This is a genomic window from Shewanella sp. GD03713 (assembly GCF_029843705.1).
Lineage (GTDB): Bacteria > Pseudomonadota > Gammaproteobacteria > Enterobacterales > Shewanellaceae > Shewanella.
In genome coordinates this window covers 3,648,346-3,668,975 of sequence record NZ_JAOCIW010000001.1, presented here as the reverse complement: position 1 = coordinate 3,668,975, position 20,630 = coordinate 3,648,346, and the positions used below count along the sequence as shown (strand labels likewise).

Below are 20,630 nucleotides of genomic sequence, written 5' to 3'. Positions count from 1 at the left end.
TACAACAAACGCAGAGCATTATTTCTTATCGCAAAACAGTTTTATCCGCTGCTGATTCTCGCTAATTGCCGCTTGGCGCTCTTCTTCAGTCATTGCGACCGGCTCTTTATTACCTTCTTCTTGGCGGGTGAGCTTGGTATGAGTCGTTAACACATCTAAATTATGTTTAGCGTTTTCACAAATCGTTTCGGCTTGCTTAGCGTCTTTCTCTTTAATTAACGCTGCTGACTTTTCGGACTCGGACATTTCAGGGGGCGCATCTTTTTTAGCGGGAGCTATATAGCCAATTTTACCAGGCTCGATATCTTCGCTATAAAGTTGCTGCGTTTTGGATTGTTCCTGCTCCGGTGGCTGCTGACTGTAATGGGTGACACCATTCTCATCGACCCAAGTGTAAATCACCCCGGCGAATACGGGCTGAGTGAGCAGCATTAAGCATGCAATCCGCAGAAACATTGCGCTAACCTTGGCTTTTCTTAACATAAAAATCATCCCTAAGGGTCACCATCGACATGATAGTAAAATATGCTATCTTGAAGCCTACTTCCATTTCAGCTCATAGCTTTATAAGTGTATGCAAAATTCCTCGAATCAAACAGTAAAGAATAAAGGTATCTATTTACTGCCGAATTTATTCACCACCGCAGGCTTGTTTTCCGGTTTCTATGCTGTGATTGCCTCTATGAATGCTAACTTTGAAGCGGCGGCGATTGCGATTTTTGTGGCCATGATTTGCGATGGCTTAGACGGCAGAGTGGCAAGATTAACGAATACGCAAAGTGACTTTGGGGCCGAATATGACAGCATGGCGGATATGGTGTCCTTTGGTATGGCGCCTGCGTTACTCGCCTACAATTGGGCGCTTGCGGATTTAGGCAAAGTTGGTTGGCTCGCAGCATTTATCTATTGTGCGGGCGCCGCATTAAGGTTGGCACGTTTTAATACTCAGGTCGGCGTTGCTGATAAACGTTATTTTCAAGGCTTAGCGAGTCCCGCTGCTGCGGCAGTTATTGCCGGTAGCATTTGGCTTGGCAATCAGTACAACCTCGATGGTAAGAATATCAGTTGGATTGCCGGATTGATTACGGCCACCACGGGATTATTAATGGTGAGTAATTTCCGTTATCACTCATTTAAGGAAATTGACTGGCGCGGCAAAGTGAATTTCATTGCTATCTTATTTGTGGTTGGCGTGTTTGTGGTGGTGTCGGTGCAACCGGCATTAATACTCTGTATTGGTTTTTACCTCTACGCTATCTCGGGGCCTGTGATCACCATTCGTACCGTGAGAAAACTAAAAGTGGCGCACATTGTGGGTGATGGCGATCATGAAAAGGAACAAGACACGGGAGAGGGCACCAAGAGTTCGACAAATTCTACGGATAATCCTTAGCCCGACAGTTCCAACACTCGCAAGCTTTATTCAATGAGTCAGTTCTGCGGTTCAAGAGTCACCATTCGTTATTCTTGAACCGTTTTCCTCATTCGACACCTATACATATATATACAAAAGTTTTAAAGCATCCTTTCTTAAGGCTATTCGATCTATAGAATTCCCTGCACATCCATGCCGCATATGCCAAACTTATCAACCCGAGTGACAAAGATTGCAGCATATTTATCCGATATTTGCAGTTTTGCTGGTTATTTGCTCACTTGGCGTGATTTGTTAAAAAAGCCCTTGCGTAAAAAGTTCTGCTGCCTATAATGCGCATCCACTGACACGGTAGACAGCGAAAGCAACCGCAGTATCAGTGCGAATCGAATGCAAAATGTGCAGTTGATTCGAAAGCATCAAGAAGTTTGCAAAAACGCCTTGACGCGACAAGGGAAATGCGTAGAATACGCAGCCCTGACCCGTTGAGCGGTAACGCGAAGTGAATGGTCAAATGCTCTTTAACAATCTAAACAAGAAATCTGTGTGGACACTCACAGGTGTTGAGTTAATCGAAATTACTCTGCCGTTTGGCGAGTAATCAAAATTTACATCAATGAATGAGTGTTCATAGCAATATGTACAACGACTTATTAAGTTAAGTCGATTCAGAATTCATTGAGCCGAATCTTCGGATTCACAAAACTTTTAATTGAAGAGTTTGATCATGGCTCAGATTGAACGCTGGCGGCAGGCCTAACACATGCAAGTCGAGCGGCAGCACAAGTAAGTTTACTTATGAGGTGGCGAGCGGCGGACGGGTGAGTAATGCCTAGGGATCTGCCCAGTCGAGGGGGATAACAGTTGGAAACGACTGCTAATACCGCATACGCCCTACGGGGGAAAGAGGGGGACTTTCGGGCCTCTCGCGATTGGATGAACCTAGGTGGGATTAGCTAGTTGGTGAGGTAATGGCTCACCAAGGCGACGATCCCTAGCTGTTCTGAGAGGATGATCAGCCACACTGGGACTGAGACACGGCCCAGACTCCTACGGGAGGCAGCAGTGGGGAATATTGCACAATGGGGGAAACCCTGATGCAGCCATGCCGCGTGTGTGAAGAAGGCCTTCGGGTTGTAAAGCACTTTCAGTAGGGAGGAAAGGTTGTAAGTTAATACCTTGCAGCTGTGACGTTACCTACAGAAGAAGGACCGGCTAACTCCGTGCCAGCAGCCGCGGTAATACGGAGGGTCCAAGCGTTAATCGGAATTACTGGGCGTAAAGCGTGCGCAGGCGGTTTGTTAAGCGAGATGTGAAAGCCCCGGGCTCAACCTGGGAATTGCATTTCGAACTGGCAAACTAGAGTCTTGTAGAGGGGGGTAGAATTCCAGGTGTAGCGGTGAAATGCGTAGAGATCTGGAGGAATACCGGTGGCGAAGGCGGCCCCCTGGACAAAGACTGACGCTCAGGCACGAAAGCGTGGGGAGCAAACAGGATTAGATACCCTGGTAGTCCACGCCGTAAACGATGTCTACTCGGAGTTTGGTGTCTTGAACACTGGGCTCTCAAGCTAACGCATTAAGTAGACCGCCTGGGGAGTACGGCCGCAAGGTTAAAACTCAAATGAATTGACGGGGGCCCGCACAAGCGGTGGAGCATGTGGTTTAATTCGATGCAACGCGAAGAACCTTACCTACTCTTGACATCCAGAGAATTCGCTAGAGATAGCTTAGTGCCTTCGGGAACTCTGAGACAGGTGCTGCATGGCTGTCGTCAGCTCGTGTTGTGAAATGTTGGGTTAAGTCCCGCAACGAGCGCAACCCCTATCCTTATTTGCCAGCACGTAATGGTGGGAACTCTAGGGAGACTGCCGGTGATAAACCGGAGGAAGGTGGGGACGACGTCAAGTCATCATGGCCCTTACGAGTAGGGCTACACACGTGCTACAATGGCGAGTACAGAGGGTTGCAAAGCCGCGAGGTGGAGCTAATCTCACAAAGCTCGTCGTAGTCCGGATTGGAGTCTGCAACTCGACTCCATGAAGTCGGAATCGCTAGTAATCGTGGATCAGAATGCCACGGTGAATACGTTCCCGGGCCTTGTACACACCGCCCGTCACACCATGGGAGTGGGCTGCAAAAGAAGTGGGTAGCTTAACCTTCGGGAGGGCGCTCACCACTTTGTGGTTCATGACTGGGGTGAAGTCGTAACAAGGTAGCCCTAGGGGAACCTGGGGCTGGATCACCTCCTTACCTATACGACTAACTCGATGTTTGTTGAGTGTTCACACAGATGGCTTGTTGAACTTCTCGAAAGAGGAGGGAGAGCGAAATGCGCCGCGTGCCGGTAAGCATTGTTCTTTAACAATTTGGAAAGCTGATAGTAATTAATACAATGATGTCTGTCGTTGTGTTAATACGAAAAAATTGAGTTCTTAAAACACTTTTTAAGTGTCTTGAATATTCAAGTCTAAGGCGAGTCCATTTCCTTGGTCGGAAATGAGACAAGTAAAACCAGCTGGTCGCAACAATTCAAGTGAAACTCATTTGGGTTGTATGGTTAAGCGACTAAGCGTATACGGTGGATGCCTTGGCAGTCAGAGGCGATGAAGGACGTAGTAACTTGCGAAAAGCGTTGGCGAGCTAGTAACAAGCATTTGAGCTAACGATGTCCGAATGGGGGAACCCAGCAGCATAAGCTGTTATCACTACATGAATACATAGTGTAGTGAGGCAAACGAGGGGAACTGAAACATCTAAGTACCCTTAGGAAAAGAAATCAACCGAGATTCCCCTAGTAGCGGCGAGCGAACGGGGATTAGCCCTTAAGTCAGAGGGGTGTTAGTGGAATGGTCTGGAAAGTCCAGCGGCACAGGGTGATAGCCCCGTACACGAAAACTAACCTTTGATGAAAACGAGTAAGGCGGGACACGTGATATCCTGTTTGAATATGGGGGGACCATCCTCCAAGGCTAAATACTCCTGACTGACCGATAGTGAACCAGTACCGTGAGGGAAAGGCGAAAAGAACCCCTGTGAGGGGAGTGAAATAGAACCTGAAACCGTATACGTACAAGCAGTGGGAGCGGTTCTTGAGACCGTGACTGCGTACCTTTTGTATAATGGGTCAGCGACTTACGTTTTGTAGCGAGGTTAAGCGAATAGCGGAGCCGTAGGGAAACCGAGTGTTAACTGCGCGTTTAGTTGCAAGGCGTAGACCCGAAACCCGGTGATCTAGCCATGGGCAGGTTGAAGGTTGAGTAACATCAACTGGAGGACCGAACCGACTAATGTTGAAAAATTAGCGGATGACTTGTGGCTGGGGGTGAAAGGCCAATCAAACCGGGAGATATCTGGTTCTCCTCGAAAGCTATTTAGGTAGCGCCTCGGACGAACACCTTTGGGGGTAGAGCACTGTTAAGGCTAGGGGGTCATCCCGACTTACCAACCCTTTGCAAACTCCGAATACCAAAGAGTGCTATCCGGGAGACAGACGGCGGGTGCTAACGTCCGTCGTCAAAAGGGAAACAACCCAGACCGTCAGCTAAGGTCCCAAAGTGTATGTTAAGTGGGAAACGATGTGGGAAGGCTTAGACAGCTAGGATGTTGGCTTAGAAGCAGCCATCATTTAAAGAAAGCGTAATAGCTCACTAGTCGAGTCGGCCTGCGCGGAAGATGTAACGGGGCTAAACATACCACCGAAGCTACGGGTGCAATCCATTAGGGTTGCGCGGTAGAGGAGCGTTCTGTAAGCCGTTGAAGGTGAAGGGGTAACCCACGCTGGAGGTATCAGAAGTGCGAATGCTGACATGAGTAACGATAAAGGGGGTGAAAAACCCCCTCGCCGAAAGACCAAGGGTTCCTGTCCAACGTTAATCGGGGCAGGGTGAGTCGACCCCTAAGGCGAGGCCGAAAGGCGTAGTCGATGGGAAACAGATTAATATTTCTGTACTTCCGCTAACTGCGATGGAGAGACGGAGAAGGCTAGGCTAGCGCGGCGTTGGTAGTCCGCGTTTAAGGTGGTAGGTGGAACGCTTAGGCAAATCCGGGCGTTCTTAACACTGAGAGCTGATGACGAGTCCCCAAGGGGATGAAGTAGTTGATGCCATGCTTCCAGGAAAATCTTCTAAGCTTCAGGTTAGCGGGAATCGTACCCCAAACCGACACAGGTGGTCGGGTAGAGAATACCAAGGCGCTTGAGAGAACTCGGCTGAAGGAACTAGGCAAAATGGTACCGTAACTTCGGGAGAAGGTACGCTGCTGTTGGTGATGGGACTTGCTCCCTAAGCTGACGGCAGTCGCAGATACCAGGTGGCTGCAACTGTTTATCAAAAACACAGCACTGTGCAAAATCGCAAGATGACGTATACGGTGTGACGCCTGCCCGGTGCCGGAAGGTTAATTGATTGGGTTATCGCAAGAGAAGCTCATGATCGAAGCCCCGGTAAACGGCGGCCGTAACTATAACGGTCCTAAGGTAGCGAAATTCCTTGTCGGGTAAGTTCCGACCTGCACGAATGGCGTAATGATGGCCACGCTGTCTCCAGCCGAGACTCAGTGAAGTTGAAATTGCGGTGAAGATGCCGTATACCCGCGGCTAGACGGAAAGACCCCGTGAACCTTTACTATAGCTTGGCACTGAACATTGACCCTACATGTGTAGGATAGGTGGGAGACTTTGAAGCGGGAACGCTAGTTCTCGTGGAGTCGTCCTTGAAATACCACCCTTGTAGTGTTGATGTTCTAACTTGGGCCCCTAATCGGGGTTAAGGACAGTGCCTGGTGGGTAGTTTGACTGGGGCGGTCTCCTCCCAAAGAGTAACGGAGGAGCACGAAGGTTGGCTAAGTACGGTCGGACATCGTACGGTTAGTGCAATGGCATAAGCCAGCTTAACTGCGAGACAGACACGTCGAGCAGGTACGAAAGTAGGTCATAGTGATCCGGTGGTTCTGAATGGAAGGGCCATCGCTCAACGGATAAAAGGTACTCCGGGGATAACAGGCTGATACCGCCCAAGAGTTCATATCGACGGCGGTGTTTGGCACCTCGATGTCGGCTCATCACATCCTGGGGCTGAAGTCGGTCCCAAGGGTATGGCTGTTCGCCATTTAAAGTGGTACGCGAGCTGGGTTCAGAACGTCGTGAGACAGTTCGGTCCCTATCTGCCGTGGGCGTTGGATGATTGAGGGGAGTTGCTCCTAGTACGAGAGGACCGGAGTGAACGAACCGCTGGTGTTCGGGTTGTCATGCCAATGGCATTGCCCGGTAGCTATGTTCGGAATCGATAACCGCTGAAAGCATCTAAGCGGGAAGCGAGCCCCAAGATGAGTCATCCCTTGGACTATAAGTCCACTAAAGAGCCGTTCGAGACTAGGACGTTGATAGGTCAGGTGTGTAAGCGTTGTGAGGCGTTGAGCTAACTGATACTAATGACTCGAGAGGCTTAACCATACAACCCAGATGGGTTTTACTCAGTGATACTTAGACGAATACAAACACTTAAGAAGTGGTACTCAATCCAGCTTTCCGAATTCATTTACTGCCTGCAACAATAAGACGGGTAGTGAATAACAAATTTGCTTGGTGACAATAGCATTGTGGTCCCACCTGATCCCATCCCGAACTCAGAAGTGAAACGCAATCGCGCCGATGGTAGTGTGGGGTCTCCCCATGTGAGAGTAGGTCATCGCCAAGCGCCTAATTAAACAAAGAAGCCAGCTGAATAAGCTGGCTTTTTTGTTTTTCGTGTTTGCCATTTCAGTTTCTGTATTCTTCATAAGCCTTCTTTAATTACTAACGTTATTACTCTACGGTCTAAGATGCAGCGTTAATGGAGAACGGCTGATTATCTTGTTTTCTAGACTTTTAAACCTGTGTCCTCATTATTCCTCTAAACACCTTCTTGGCAGCTTAATGCTTTAGCGCTGTATTTTGATGCTTCTTGGATTGTGTCCTTACTCATCGTTCGATTTAAACTTGTACTCATTTAATAAAAGATTCAAGACCTCATTATCGTTAGATTGCACTTTCGGCTGCTGTTTACTTAGGCCTTAATCTTGAGAGCCAGTAACCTTTTTTTCCCCAATAAAAATATCTGCTTTGCTGTTTCATTAACGAATATTCATTTTATCGCTCGTTCACTAAGGATCCCTCAGACACTTATTGCCGATCTTATGTAAATTGGTCTTACCAATTTACAGCCATAGATTGAGTTTGATATCAATGAAGATGTTGTGAAGTTGTAAATCTAACACTTGATTGGGTTGAAAGCTGGAGGAGGTACTGACGTGAAAGGGGAGCTAACGCAGCAGCTATTAGATGCTGTTGGCATCATGTTATTGGGCATGGGGCTGGTGTATTTATTTTTAAGTGTATTGATATTAGGTGTGAATCTGGTTGCTAAGTGGTGCCGTGAAGAGCCTAAAGCAGCAGATCCGTTAAAGGTGAATGATGCGAGCTCAATCGGAGCTGCAAACACCTTAGATCCTAAATTGGTGGCTGCGATCAGCTTAGCCGTCCAGCAGTATCGTTCTCAGGCTAAATAATGGAGCGCCATATGAACCGAGTAAATTCGATTGTGGCGTCTAAGCCATTACAGTTAACCGATGTCGTCTTGAGGGATGCACATCAGTCTATTTTAGCAACGCGTTTACGCATCGATGACATGCTTCCGATTGCACCTCTGCTCGATAAAGTGGGATTTTGGTCGCTCGAGTCTTGGGGCGGAGCGACTTTCGATGCCTGTATTCGTTATTTAGGTGAGGATCCTTGGGACAGGATCCGCGAGCTGAAAAAGTTAATGCCCAATACGCCTCAACAAATGTTACTGCGCGGTCAAAACCTATTGGGTTATCGCCATTATGCCGATGATTTAGTGACACGTTTTGTTGAGCGTGCCCATGCCAATGGTGTGGATGTATTCCGTATCTTTGATGCGATGAATGATGTGCGTAACCTTGAGATGGCAGTAAAAGCGGTGCGTGACGTCGGTGGGCACGCGCAAGGCACAATTTCTTATACGACCAGCCCTGTTCATACGGTTGATACTTGGGTCGATATGGCAAAGCGCCTTGAGGACATGGGCTGCCATTCGCTGTGCATTAAAGACATGGCGGGCCTACTCAAGCCGATGGAAGCCTTTGAGCTTATTAGTCGCTTAAAATCACAAACTCAACTCATGCTCTCATTGCATTGCCACGCCACGACGGGGCTAAGTACCGCAACCTATCAAAAGGCGATAGAGGCGGGAATCGATGTGCTCGATACTGCCATTTCTTCCATGAGCCAAACCTATGGCCATACGGCAACTGAAACCGTGGTTGCTATGGTGGCCGAGACCGAGCGTGAAACTCACTATGACCTTGCCTTACTTGAAGAGATTGCCGCTTATTTCCGTGAGGTGCGGAAAAAGTACGCCAAGTTCGAAGGAGCGTTAAAAGGTATCGATTCGCGGATCCTTCGCGCTCAAGTGCCCGGTGGCATGTTGACGAATATGGAGAGTCAGCTCAAAGAACAAGGTGCAGCCGATAAGCTGGACGCAGTGCTCGAGGAGATCCCTCGGGTGCGTCAGGATTTAGGCTTTCTGCCTTTGGTTACACCAACTTCGCAAATTGTTGGCTCGCAGGCGGTTATCAACGTACTGATGGGGCAAAGATATCAATCGTTGACCAAAGAGACTGAAGGTGTGTTAAGGGGCGAATATGGTGCTACTCCGGCCCCAGTTAATCCTGAGTTGCAGGCTCGAGTGCTTAACGGTGCGGCGGCGATCACCTGCCGTCCTGCGGATTTACTCGCACCCGAGTTGGACAAACTGCGTACGGAGTTATTATCAAAGGCGCAGGAGCAAGGGATTCGTCTCGTCTCAGAGAGTAAAGAAAAGTCTCTGGACGATGATTTACTCATCTATGCGCTCTTCCCGCAGATTGGCTTACAGTTTTTAAAACACCGAGACGACCCAACCGCTTTTGAGCCAAAACCTGAACTTGCGCCAGTGTTACCTGCTACGCCGCGTGAGGCCGAGACTTATACCGTTACGGTTGAAGGGCAAACTTATGTGGTTGAGGTTGCCGAGGGCGGCGAAATTAGCCAGATCCAAACTCAGGGACAAGCCGCACTGCCGCTTGGCCAAGCTTATCCTTCTCAGCCGAGCGCTGCGCCAGTGCCTCAAACCAGTGAGGTGAAACTTAAGATGAGCGCGCCACTATCGGGCAATATCTTCAAAGTGCATGTCGGCATTGGTGACAAGGTGTGCGCCGGCGATGTTGTTATCATCCTAGAGGCCATGAAAATGGAGACCGAAATCCGCGCACAGGGGGATGGCATTATTACCCATCTCTTTGTGAAAGAAGGGGATTCGGTTGCCGTGGGTTCTCAATTACTGGCCTTAGCCTAGGAGTCGTTATGGATGGTTTACTGGCTTTCTGGGCCGAAACGGGCATAGCCCATTTTACTGCGGGGCAAGCCTTGATGATGGCGGTAGGTGCCTTGCTGTTATACCTTGCGATAGTGCGCGGCTTTGAGCCACTACTGTTGTTACCTATTGGTTTTGGCGCTGTGCTGGCGAATATTCCCAATGCGGGTTTTACCGAAGAGGGCGGTATGCTGTATTACGCCTACCATGTTGGGATTGAAACCGGGGTCTTTCCGCTGCTGATCTTTATGGGGGTTGGCGCGCTGACAGATTTTAGTGCGCTGATTGCCAATCCAAAGACCTTGCTACTCGGCGCGGCGGCGCAGTTTGGGATTTTCGCAACCTTAATTGGGGCGATAGCGCTGAATCTGGTGCCAGGCTTTGAATTTACCATGCAGGATGCCGCAGCCATTGCCATTATCGGTGGCGCGGATGGACCAACGGCGATTTTCCTTGCCTCTAAGCTTGCGCCTGAGTTGTTGGGGGCGATTGCTGTGGCGGCCTATTCCTATATGGCGCTGGTGCCGATTATTCAGCCGCCGATCATGCGTTTACTCACGACCCAAGCCGAGCGTGAGATAAAGATGGAGCAGCTCAGGGAGGTGAGTAAGAAGGAGAAGATCATTTTCCCGCTGATGGTATTGGGCTTAACGATTTTATTCTTACCCGCAGCGACTCCTTTGGTTGGTATGTTTTGCCTTGGCAATCTAATGCGTGAGTCGGGTGTGGTAGATAGATTATCGAAAACGGCGCAAAACGAGCTGATTAATATCGTCACAATTTTCTTAGGCTTGGCCGTCGGTTCTAAACTTTCTGCGGAGCAGTTCTTGCGCGTCGAAACCTTAGGGATCTTAGTTTTGGGCGCGTTGGCATTCGGCATTGGTACCGCTGCAGGGGTGCTGATGGCAAAACTGATGTGCAAATTAACTGGCGGTAAAGTCAATCCATTAATTGGCGCAGCGGGCGTATCAGCTGTGCCAATGGCGGCAAGGGTGGTGAATAAGGTGGGGTTAGAGGCTAATCACCATAACTTTTTGCTGATGCACGCCATGGGGCCAAACGTTGCAGGGGTATTAGGCTCTGCGGTTGCTGCGGGGATTTTACTGGCTGTGCTTGGCTAAGCTGCGAATTTGGAGGCTAGAGCAAAGCCTATTGTGAACCAATAGGCTTTAAGCCGTTAACCACAGGAGCAGCATAAGAAGCAAAATCACCGTGCCGCTGATGGCTATGATGTAGATAAAGCCACGTTTTCCTTGAGCCAGCGGTAAACCATTGGCTTTTAAAAACAGTATCCACAGCAAGCAAAGGATAAGCGGGAATAAAAACAGTTTAGTCATGCTTCATTCTACTTTTGGTAAATAAGTGAAGAGTTTAACAGCTTGTTTGACCGAAAGTCATGGACGTTTTATTCGCAATAAGTGAAATACGGATAATAAAAAAGACCGCATTTGCGGCCTTTTTATTGGATAAATCTTTCATGATTTACCCTGAGTGATTAATTATCGGCAATCGCAGCCGTTTGAGTCTCGTTGCTGTAGAACTGATCAACATCAAGCTCATTTTCAGATTTGCCAATCACCACGGCGGTCATCATGTCGCCTGTGACGTTGGTCGCGGTGCGGATCATATCGATAATACGGTCGATGGCGGCAATAAAGGCGATACCTTCTAGGGGCAAACCAATCACGCCTAAAGTGACGGTTAACATCACCATAGCGCTGCCTGGCACGCCAGCGGTACCGACTGAGGCCACCGTGGCTGTTACGGCAATCATCACATAATCTAAGGTATCGAGTGGAATACCGTAAATTTGAGCGATAAAAATCGCGGCAATCGCAGGGTAAATACCACCACAGCCATCCATGTTCATGGTTGCGCCGAGCGGCATAACGAAGGCGCTATAACGCTTTGAAACACCCATGGTCTCAACCGCTCTGGTACTTGCAGGCAGAGTGCCGAAGCTTGAAGAGGTACTAAAAGCCACTAATTGCGCCGGCATGGCCTTACGGAAAAATTGCACAGGGCTTAAACCCGCGGCAAATTTCACTAGTCCACCGTAGACAAAAATCATATGGATAAGGGCGGCAATATAGATAGCGGCGATAAATTTACCTAGAGGTAATAGGGTCGATAAACCATATTCACCGACCACCCAAGCCATTAAGCCAAACACGCCGATAGGGGTGAGTTTGAGCACCATGCGTGTCAGTTGGAACATGACTTCGGCGCCCGCTTCGATGGTGCGTTTTAGTGGCTCGGCTTTCTCGCCAACCTTGTTGATGGCTATCCCGACCAACGCAGCAAAGACAATGATCTGCAGTACTTTTCCATCCGCCAGTGAGGCAAAGGGATTGACTGGGATCATATCGAGCAGCACCTGCGCAAACCCTGGAATATTGCGCTCACGCACTTCCGTGGTGGCCAGTTGCATTGTGCCGCCCATATCGATAAGCGAGCCAACCGCTAAGCCAATCAGTGAGGCAACAGTGCCAGTCAGCATAAACATGCCTAAGGTCTTAAGACTTAAGCGTTTGAGATTCGTTTGAGAGCCGAGCGAGGTGATACTGACCACAATCGCACAGAAGACCAGTGGAGCAACCAGCATCTTAATGGCGCTGATAAACAAATCGCCAAGCGGTTTAAGTACAGTGGCGGTTTCACCTAAAAGTACGCCAACGAGTGCGCCTAAAATAAAACCGGCGAGGACTTTTTGCCAAAAAGGAATGCGGCTAATAGTTTGAAGAATCATGCGTTTTCCAAAAATATATCATTACAAGCCCATGGACCTGAGATGCTAGTATGAGTATCCACTTGAAGTGAGTGAACTTAAACCAAGCGACGAGTCAGGTACAGGACATTTTTTGCCATTAAAGGCATTGTATCGGCTGTGATAGGGTTATAACAAACCGATTTTCTTATAACTTATTGTGATAAATGAGTTTGTTGTGAAATGGTTAGTAGCTACATCCTTTTAACGCTGTGGTAGTTCTCTGTTCGAGAGCGTGAAAGAGCTGTAATTTCATAGAGTAAGCTTTTATGTCTGAATTAAGCATGATGTTTTCTGGGGCTTTTTTAGCCGCGACCTTGTTACCGGGAGGATCAGAAGTTTTACTGATTGCGTTGCTGAATAAAGCGCCGCAAGCTTGGGTCGAATTAGTGGTGGTGGCCAGTGTTGGCAATACCTTAGGGGCGATGACGAGTTTTTATCTAGGGCGTATCGGCCGGTTTGCAAAGTCCCCCGAGGCCCTCAGTGAGGGAAAGCATGCCAAAGCCTTAGCCCTTATTGAGCGTTACGGTGTTTGGTCGTTATTGTTGTCGTGGGCGCCAGTGATTGGCGATCTATTATGTTTATTGGCGGGATGGTTAAAGCTTAGGGCGTTCCCCGCATTAGTGATGATTTTGATCGGCAAAACCCTGCGTTACCTTATCGTGGCGGCCGCCACATTGCATTGGTTTAGTTAGTTTTTACACTCGTTGTTCGGTTAAAGGATAATAGCGCTGCAAAGGAAGTCCTTGTATTACTTGGAACTTTGTAGGGCTTAATGAGTCTGAATTCATTATTGATACCGAGCATTCTACAGGGGCTAATTTTTTAGCCTATTGATGTATAAGGGGAATACCTTGAAAAAATGGATATTAGCGGTCGCGATTTCCGCCGCACTCGCAGGTTGTGCCAGCCAAACCTCAACGCAATTACCCGCGGGCGTAAAGTTAATTGAAAATGTGCAACTGAAGGACTCAGAAGTCGGTATTCCCTTTAAAAAATATCAGCTTGCCAATGGTCTAACGGTTATTTTGCATCAAGATCATTCCGATCCCTTAGTGCATGTCGATGTGACTTATCACGTCGGCTCGGCCAGAGAACTGGCAGGCCGTTCAGGATTCGCCCATTTATTCGAACATATGATGTTCCAGGGCTCTGAGCACGTCGCCGATGAGCAACATTTTGAGGTGGTAACCGAGGCGGGGGGCACACTGAACGGCTCAACCAATACCGACAGAACGAACTACTTTGAGACTGTCCCTAGCAACCAGCTCGAAAAAATGTTGTGGCTCGAGTCTGACCGCATGGGCTTTTTGTTGCCGGCGCTAACCAGCGAAAAGTTTGAAGTACAGCGCGAGACGGTGAAAAACGAGCGCGCTCAACGCATTGATAATCAACCCTATGGCCGAATGAGCGAGCGCTTTAATCAGGCGATGTTCCCGGTCGGTCATCCCTATTCTTGGCCTGTGATCGGCTGGCCAGAGGATCTTAACCGCGCCACAGTGGATGATGTGAAACACTTTTTCCAGCGCTGGTACGGCCCGAATAACGCCACTCTGACCATTGGCGGCGATTTTGATGAGTTGCAAGCCTTAGCCTGGGTAAACAAATACTTTGGCGAAATCCCCCGTGGCCCCGAGGTTCAACCCGAGCCTAAGACCTTAGTTACGCTCGATAAGACGCGCTATATCTCGATGGAAGATAACGTGCATCTGCCGCTGATCCGTATCGGCTTTCCGACTGTGTATGCCAGCCATCCCGATGAAGCCGCGCTGGACTTATTAGCTAATATCCTCGGTGGCGGTAAAACCTCACTCGTTTACAAAAACCTTGTGAAGGATGGTTATGCCGTGCAGGCAAGCGTGAGCCAACCCTGCCAAGAGTTAGCCTGCCAGATGTCGATTTATGCCCTAGCCAATCCGCAAAAGGGCGCGACCTTAGCCGAACTTGAACAGCGCATTCTCGACTCGATTAATGAGTTTGAGCAGCGCGGCGTCACCGACGATGACCTGCAAAAAGTGAAAGTGCAGTTTGAGGCCGATACCATTTTTGGTTTGCAGAGCGTAAAAGGCAAAGTGTCTATGCTTGCCTTGAATCAAACCATGTTTGGTGAGCCGAATAAGATTGGAGTAGACCTTGCGCGCTACGCCAATGTGACCAAAGACGATGTGATGCGGGTATTTAAAAAGTACATCAAAGACAAGCCCATGGTGGTGATGAGTGTGGTACCGCAGGGAATGACGGCTTTAGTCGCTCATCCGGATAACTTCATCCCTCAAACCTTGCCCGTGGCGGATACAGCTGTAGAGGGCGATTTACCCGCCGCTAAGTTTGTGTCAAGTTTCGACCGCTCAGCAATGCCAGCCTCGGGCGCGGCGCCCGTGCTTAAAGTCCCGACAATTTGGACGACTAAGTTAGCTAATGGCATCGAAGTGATGGGCACTCAAAGCAGCGAAACCCCGACTGTGGAGTTAGTGATTTATCTTAACGGCGGACACAGATTAGTGCCCGTTGAAAAGGCGGGCCTAGCAGGCCTAACCGCTGAGATGCTGAATGAGTCGACTCAAAAGCGCTCAACCGAGCAGTTGTCGCAGGCGCTTGAGATGCTCGGCAGTACGGTGGACTTTAGTGCCTCCGAATCCCAAAGCACGATTAAGGTGTCGGCGCTCACCGAGCACTTGGATGAAACCTTAGCCATATTGGAAGAAAAGCTGTTCCAGCCTGCGTTTAACGAGGCCGACTTTGCGCGGGTGAAGCAGCAACAGTTGCAGCAAATTCAGCATATGCAGTCAGACCCAGGCTATGTCGCTAACTCTGCGCTGTATAGCTTGCTCTATGGTAAGAATAACGCTCAAGGCGTCAGCGATGCAGGGACCTTAGATTCCGTTGCCGCGCTGACACTTGCGGATGTGAAGGCGTTTTACGCTGAGCAGTACCGTGGTGCGAACGCTAAAATCATTACGGTAGCGAATCTGCCTGAAAGTGCGTTACTACCTAAGCTTGCGGGATTGAGTCAATGGCAAGGGGAGGCGAGTACATTGCCGCCACTCAAGTCATTCCCTGCGCTGAAGGGCGGGACTATCTATCTGATCGATAAACCGGGCGCGGCTCAGTCGGTAATTAACATTGCGAAACGTGCCTTACCCTATGATGCAACAGGTAATTATTTCAAATCTTACCTGATGAACTATCCGCTCGGTGGCGCCTTCAATAGCCGTATTAACCTCAATTTACGTGAGAACAAGGGGTATACCTATGGGGCTCGCAGCTCATTTACCGGTGGCGTCGAAGTCGGTGATTTTGTGGCCTCGAGTGATGTGCGTACCGATGTGACGGCCAAGGCGGTAAATGAATTTATCAAAGAGATCAAAGCCTATCAGCAGAATGGGATGACGGACACTGAGCTCGGCTTTATGCGTAACTCGGTTTCCCAAGGGCAAGCATTGGATTATGAGACGCCTTATCAGAAGGCGGGCTTTATGCGGATGATCCAGCGTTACCAGCTGAGCCAAGATTTTACTACCGAGCAGGACAAAATTATAAATACTGTAACAAAAGATGAACTCAATGCCCTCGCGGCTTCCGAGCTAGATATCTCGAAAATGATCATCTTAGTGGTGGGAGATAAGGCGAAAATTGAAGCGGATTTAGCAACTTTAGGCTATCCAATTGAAACTTTAGTATTGTAAATTAGCTTTTCGACCCAATATAAATTGCAGACAAGCTAATTGTGCAGCACAACCTCGCTGCCAGTCTAAAGTATTAACGAGTAAGACGGTGACAGCATTAGCTGTCACCGTCTGCGTTTTATCGCAGAAGAATGTAATTAGGCTTGCTCCACGGACAGGTTTAGATTTATTTTGAGGCGTATTTTGAAAGATAAGCCTCAAAATAAAGGTCTGACTGTTAACCTTGTCGCGATAGCGAATCACCAATCAGAGAAGCGCAAATTGAAGCCATTCAATGAATTAGTACAACATTTCTCGGACGCTCAAGGGCGTGCCGCACTCCTTGGCATGTTACGTGGAATTGAGCGTGAAGCGCTGCGTATCGACGAGTCAGGCTACCTTGCGTTAGATGGTCATCCATTAGAGCTCGGCTCGGCATTAACGCATTCGCGCATTACGACAGATTACAGTGAAGCACTGCTTGAATTTATCACGCCGGTAAACAATCAAGTTGGCCCGCTATTGCAAGGACTCACCGAGACCCATGCCTTTAGCGTGCGTCATTTGCATGGTCAGCGCCTGTGGCCCGTGAGCATGCCATGTTACGTGAAGGATGAGCAGAATATTCCGGTCGCCCGTTATGGCAGTTCTAACACGGGTAAGATGAAAACCTTGTATCGCAAGGGCTTAACCTACCGTTATGGCGCTCTGATGCAGATCATCTCTGGGGTGCATTTTAACTTCTCGGTATCGCAGGAGCTGTGGCAAAGCCTCTATGAGTTGAGTGATAAAAGCGTGAGCTTTGAGGATTTTATCTCCGAATCTTACTTTGGCCTCATTCGCAATTACCGCCGTTTAGTCTGGGTGTTACCTTATCTGTTTGGCGCATCACCTGCGCTGTGTAGCTCGTTTATCAAGGGGCAGAAGACCGATTTACGCTTTGAAAAATCGGGTCGAGGTACTTTGTATTTACCCTATGCGACTTCGCTGCGGATGAGCGATCTGGGTTACACCAATAAAGAGCAGGAAGATCTCAATATCAGCTATAACTCCCTACCCGAGTATCTGGCTGGGGTGAGAGCCGCGATTAAGATGCCATCGGCCAACTTTGCCAATATCGGCGTGAAGGTGGATGGTGAATATCGCCAGCTCAATGCCAATGTGCTGCAAATTGAAAACGAATTTTACTCGCCAATCCGTGCGAAGCGCGTCACCAAAAGCGGTGAGAAACCCTCAGAAGCCCTTGCCCGTGCGGGGGTTGAATATATTGAGGTGCGTGCATTAGATGTAAACCCCTTCAGCCCGATTGGGGTTGAAGAGAACCAAGTGCGTTTCCTCGACTTGTTCTTACTCTATTGCTTACTAACCGAATCGCCTAAGTCCGATGCGGCAGAAGAAGCCCGTTTAAGTGCTAACTTAAAATCTGTTGTGCTTGAAGGCCGTAAGCCTGGGCTAGAGTTATTAACCGAGACAGGTACACGCTCACTGCAAACGTGGCTTTTGGATCTGTTTGAGCATTTGGATTCATTGGCTAAGTTACTCGATGTCGATAAGCAGGATTACCAAGCGGCCTTAGCCCATTGGCGTGAAGCCGTGAATGACCCACAAAAGACCTTGTCTGGTCAAGTCATCCAGCAATTAATCACCAAAGGCCAAGACCATGGACAATGGGTGATGTCACTGGCGCAGCAATATCACCAATATTTTATGGATTACCCCTTATCAGCCGAGATTGTCAGCGATTATCAAGCCGAGGCGCAAGCATCGCTTAATAAGCAAGCGGACATCGAAGCGGCGCAAAGTGCGGTATCCTTTGATGATTATCTGACGGACTATTTCGGGACTTCATCCTAATGAGTCGCTATCTAACCGGGCACAAACTTACACTGGCTGCCAGTCTACTCGGGCTCACGGCATTCTTGTCTGGTTGCGCCTCCTCGCCTGAAGATGACTTAAGTTGCGGGACTGTGTCTGGGTATTTACAGCCCGATGCCAGCACCCATTGGTATCGCGTGGTGGTGACCCATCTCAATGGTAAGCCCGTGGTGTCTAAACCTAATTATCAACTGGCGCCTGGGGAATATGAGTTCACGGTCGCCGAGTTGATTGATGCACCTTCTTTGGGCGTATCCCTCAGTGCGCGCACTCCTAAAACCTTTAAGTTAAAGGTCGAAGGACACCAGCGTTATCATATTGGCGCCTTATTCCACACGGATAAGCGCTATATGGGCAAAGATACCAACTATTGGGAACCCGGTGTGTGGCAGCAAGAAAACCATGAATGTCAGTTTGATCTTAGCCCTGAAACAAAATAATCAGATTTAACAACGGATTGTCATTTCTGTTAATGAGTTTGACCTGATAATAGGCGCTAAGGTGATCTTAGCGCCAAAAACAGGATTGGCGCTTTGCCTCACCCTATGACTGTGCGATGATGGGCCAGTTTTATATCTTGGGAGAACAAGCGATTAATGAAATGGCTTTCGACAACTCTGTTATGTGCATCCATAGGTTTTCTCTCTGGCTGCGCCACGTCTCCGCCTAAATCTCCCGATAACCTTTGCGATATTTTTCAAGAGCATCGTTCATGGTACGAAGCCGCTAAGGACACCCGTGATAAATGGGGCGTGCCCGTGCATGTGCCGCTGGCGATGATGTATCAAGAAAGCTCCTTCAAACATAATGCTGCGCCGCCAATGGAGTACTTTTTAGGATTCATTCCCATCGGTCGCGCCAGTGATGCCTATGGTTATGCACAGGCCAAAACCATGACCTGGGATGATTATGTTCGCGAGACGGGAAACAGCTGGTCTTCGCGGAGTAATTTTGATGATGCTATGGATTTTATGGGTTGGTTTATTTACAAGACCCATAAAATTAATGGGGTGTCCAAGTGGGATGCGAGGGCGCAATACCTCAACTACCACGAAGGGTGGGGTGGCTATCGCCGTGGGACTTATAAATCTAAGGCGTGGCTGGTCAAAGTCGCGGCGAAGGTGGATGACAGGGCTAAGCGTTATGCGGCCCAGTATAAAACCTGTCAGGAGGATTTAGATTCTTCTTGGCTATGGCGCTTATTCTTCGGGTAGCCTAAATACATTTGTGGGGCTTATTGCAGATAGGCTCCTTGCTAAATTCATTGCGTCAGTTGGTTATTGGCCGCAATCGCTTCGAGTGCTTTTATCGCTTTTTTCTTACCGCGTTTTTGCTCATACATCGCATTATCCGCCTGTTTGAAAGACTTAGCCCAATCATTGTCATAGGCCGACATGCCCACGCTGAAGTTTAGATTGAGGGACGACTCTTGGTGCAGCTTGAGGCGCATGGCATCGAGGTCATTTTCGAGCTGCTCTAGCGGGCCATGGCAGAGGGCAACAAACTCATCACCCCCAAAGCGCGAGATAATGCCTTTATGCTTCCAAAAGCCGAGGATAGTCTTAGCCACTTGCTTAATCGCTAAATCGCCAACTTGGTGCCCCTGTTGGTCATTAATGCTCTTGAGATTATCCATATCGATAATCACCAAATAACTGCCTAAGTGCGCCTTGGGTTGCCAATGCTGTAGGGCATCTTCAAAATTTTTGCGGTTATAGAGTCCGGTAAGATTGTCGAAATTCGCCAATTTGGTGATTTGCAGCGATTTTTGATACAAGGCAATCGCATTGCTGGCCTCGTGGGTGAGAATGGAGACCAGATTGCGGTCGTAGTCGCTAAAGGCGCCTACGCTACTGCTATCGAGATTAAGCATGCCGTAGAGCTTGCCATCGATGCGTATCGGGCTGGACAGCGTCGAGCGGATCGGATGTTTGGCTGCTGTGAGTAAGATGTGCTGCTCTTCGGTTGTGAGCGTGCTGGCGGCATTGATGTTCTTCATATCATCGACTACCACCACACGGTCGCATTTGCCCTTAGTGAGTCGATATTCGAAGGATTGCTCGAGGGAAAAATTCAATTGCTTGAGCATGTTAAGGTCTAGCCCAACAACGGATTCGAAATGCAGTCTATGGGTCTCTTCGTTGACTTTGATGATGCTGCCCATTTCTGCACCGTTAATGATACAGACGGCTTTATTAAGCAGCGCGTCGAGAAACGCATGCTCATTTTTATATTGGCTCGACAGGTGGGCAAGTTCATAAATAGCATCGTTAATACTGACGACCTGCTCTAAGTGTTGCCATAACCGCATTAAGCGGCCCTGGTGAAGATAATAAATAAGGCTGTAGGCAATCACATAGATAAGACAGACAAACAGCAGGGGGAGGATAGTCCAACCTTCGGTGGGGGCATTAAACACAAATAATAAGACGAATAGCACTATCGGCACTATCAAGAGCAATAGATGATAACGATAGTCTAAGCGGTCTATGGTTTTACGTTTAAAATTATCCCTTAATTTCACTCGGCAGTTCCCTT

13 protein-coding genes and 3 rRNA genes are annotated in these 20,630 nt (G+C 48.7%); 12 read left to right on the top strand and 4 right to left on the bottom strand.

What is annotated here, in order from left to right:
• Positions 1–18 precede the first annotated feature (18 nt).
• Entirely contained in the window at positions 19–483 is a 465-nt protein-coding gene (locus N5E87_RS16085) for a DUF4124 domain-containing protein (protein WP_279775396.1), read from the bottom strand.
• Positions 484–574: 91 nt separating this feature from the next.
• Here N5E87_RS16085 and pssA point away from each other — a divergent pair, with 91 nt between their 5' ends.
• From pssA to N5E87_RS16050, 7 genes are all read left to right on the top strand, one after another.
• Positions 575–1,393, top strand: coding sequence for a CDP-diacylglycerol--serine O-phosphatidyltransferase (pssA, locus tag N5E87_RS16080; RefSeq protein WP_279775395.1), 819 nt, complete (start codon positions 575–577; stop codon positions 1,391–1,393).
• A 691-nt stretch (positions 1,394–2,084) separates the two neighbouring features.
• Positions 2,085–3,627, top strand: a 16S ribosomal RNA gene (locus N5E87_RS16075).
• A 305-nt stretch (positions 3,628–3,932) separates the two neighbouring features.
• Positions 3,933–6,826: ribosomal RNA gene (locus N5E87_RS16070) — 23S ribosomal RNA — on the top strand.
• Positions 6,827–6,954: 128 nt separating this feature from the next.
• Positions 6,955–7,070, top strand: a 5S ribosomal RNA gene (rrf, locus tag N5E87_RS16065).
• The 16S, 23S and 5S rRNA genes sit together here, the layout of an rRNA operon.
• Before the next feature lie 637 nt (positions 7,071–7,707).
• Positions 7,708–7,920: an OadG family transporter subunit gene (locus N5E87_RS16060; RefSeq protein WP_232015344.1), complete on the top strand. Its 213-nt coding sequence runs from the start codon at positions 7,708–7,710 to the stop codon at positions 7,918–7,920.
• 11 nt (positions 7,921–7,931) lie between these two features.
• Complete coding sequence (gene oadA / locus N5E87_RS16055; RefSeq protein WP_279775394.1) at positions 7,932–9,767, top strand: sodium-extruding oxaloacetate decarboxylase subunit alpha; 1,836 nt, start codon at positions 7,932–7,934, stop codon at positions 9,765–9,767.
• 8 nt (positions 9,768–9,775) lie between these two features.
• On the top strand, positions 9,776–10,906 hold the full coding sequence (locus N5E87_RS16050; RefSeq protein ID WP_011717987.1) for a sodium ion-translocating decarboxylase subunit beta: 1,131 nt from the start codon (positions 9,776–9,778) through the stop codon (positions 10,904–10,906).
• 48 nt (positions 10,907–10,954) lie between these two features.
• Here N5E87_RS16050 and N5E87_RS16045 read toward each other — a convergent pair whose 3' ends face one another.
• Together N5E87_RS16045 and N5E87_RS16040 are read right to left on the bottom strand one after the other, a co-directional pair.
• Positions 10,955–11,122 carry a hypothetical protein gene (locus N5E87_RS16045; RefSeq protein ID WP_011623730.1) on the bottom strand — a complete coding sequence of 56 codons (168 nt, stop codon included), beginning with the start codon at positions 11,120–11,122 and terminating at the stop codon, positions 10,955–10,957.
• 158 nt (positions 11,123–11,280) lie between these two features.
• A complete protein-coding gene (locus N5E87_RS16040; protein WP_086903826.1) occupies positions 11,281–12,534 on the bottom strand; it encodes a dicarboxylate/amino acid:cation symporter in 1,254 nt (417 codons plus the stop codon).
• A 287-nt stretch (positions 12,535–12,821) separates the two neighbouring features.
• Here N5E87_RS16040 and N5E87_RS16035 point away from each other — a divergent pair, with 287 nt between their 5' ends.
• The 5 genes from N5E87_RS16035 (at position 12,822) to N5E87_RS16015 (ending at position 19,306) form a co-directional block, all read left to right on the top strand.
• Entirely contained in the window at positions 12,822–13,247 is a 426-nt protein-coding gene (locus tag N5E87_RS16035) for a YqaA family protein (RefSeq protein WP_089067188.1), read from the top strand.
• A gap of 141 nt (positions 13,248–13,388) precedes the next feature.
• Positions 13,389–16,238: a pitrilysin family protein gene (locus N5E87_RS16030; protein WP_279775393.1), complete on the top strand. Its 2,850-nt coding sequence runs from the start codon at positions 13,389–13,391 to the stop codon at positions 16,236–16,238.
• A 183-nt stretch (positions 16,239–16,421) separates the two neighbouring features.
• Positions 16,422–18,071 carry a glutamate--cysteine ligase gene (gene gshA / locus N5E87_RS16025; RefSeq protein ID WP_126511753.1) on the top strand — a complete coding sequence of 550 codons (1,650 nt, stop codon included), beginning with the start codon at positions 16,422–16,424 and terminating at the stop codon, positions 18,069–18,071.
• Positions 18,071–18,532 (top strand): hypothetical protein, encoded by a 462-nt coding sequence (locus N5E87_RS16020; protein WP_011626979.1) that lies wholly within the window; start codon positions 18,071–18,073, stop codon positions 18,530–18,532. Before gshA ends, N5E87_RS16020 begins: the two co-directional genes overlap by 1 nt.
• Positions 18,533–18,688: 156 nt before the next feature.
• Positions 18,689–19,306: a hypothetical protein gene (locus N5E87_RS16015; protein ID WP_126511752.1), complete on the top strand. Its 618-nt coding sequence runs from the start codon at positions 18,689–18,691 to the stop codon at positions 19,304–19,306.
• A gap of 47 nt (positions 19,307–19,353) precedes the next feature.
• Here N5E87_RS16015 and N5E87_RS16010 read toward each other — a convergent pair whose 3' ends face one another.
• On the bottom strand, positions 19,354–20,616 hold the full coding sequence (locus N5E87_RS16010; protein WP_126511751.1) for a sensor domain-containing diguanylate cyclase: 1,263 nt from the start codon (positions 20,614–20,616) through the stop codon (positions 19,354–19,356).
• Positions 20,617–20,630: the final 14 nt, after the last annotated feature.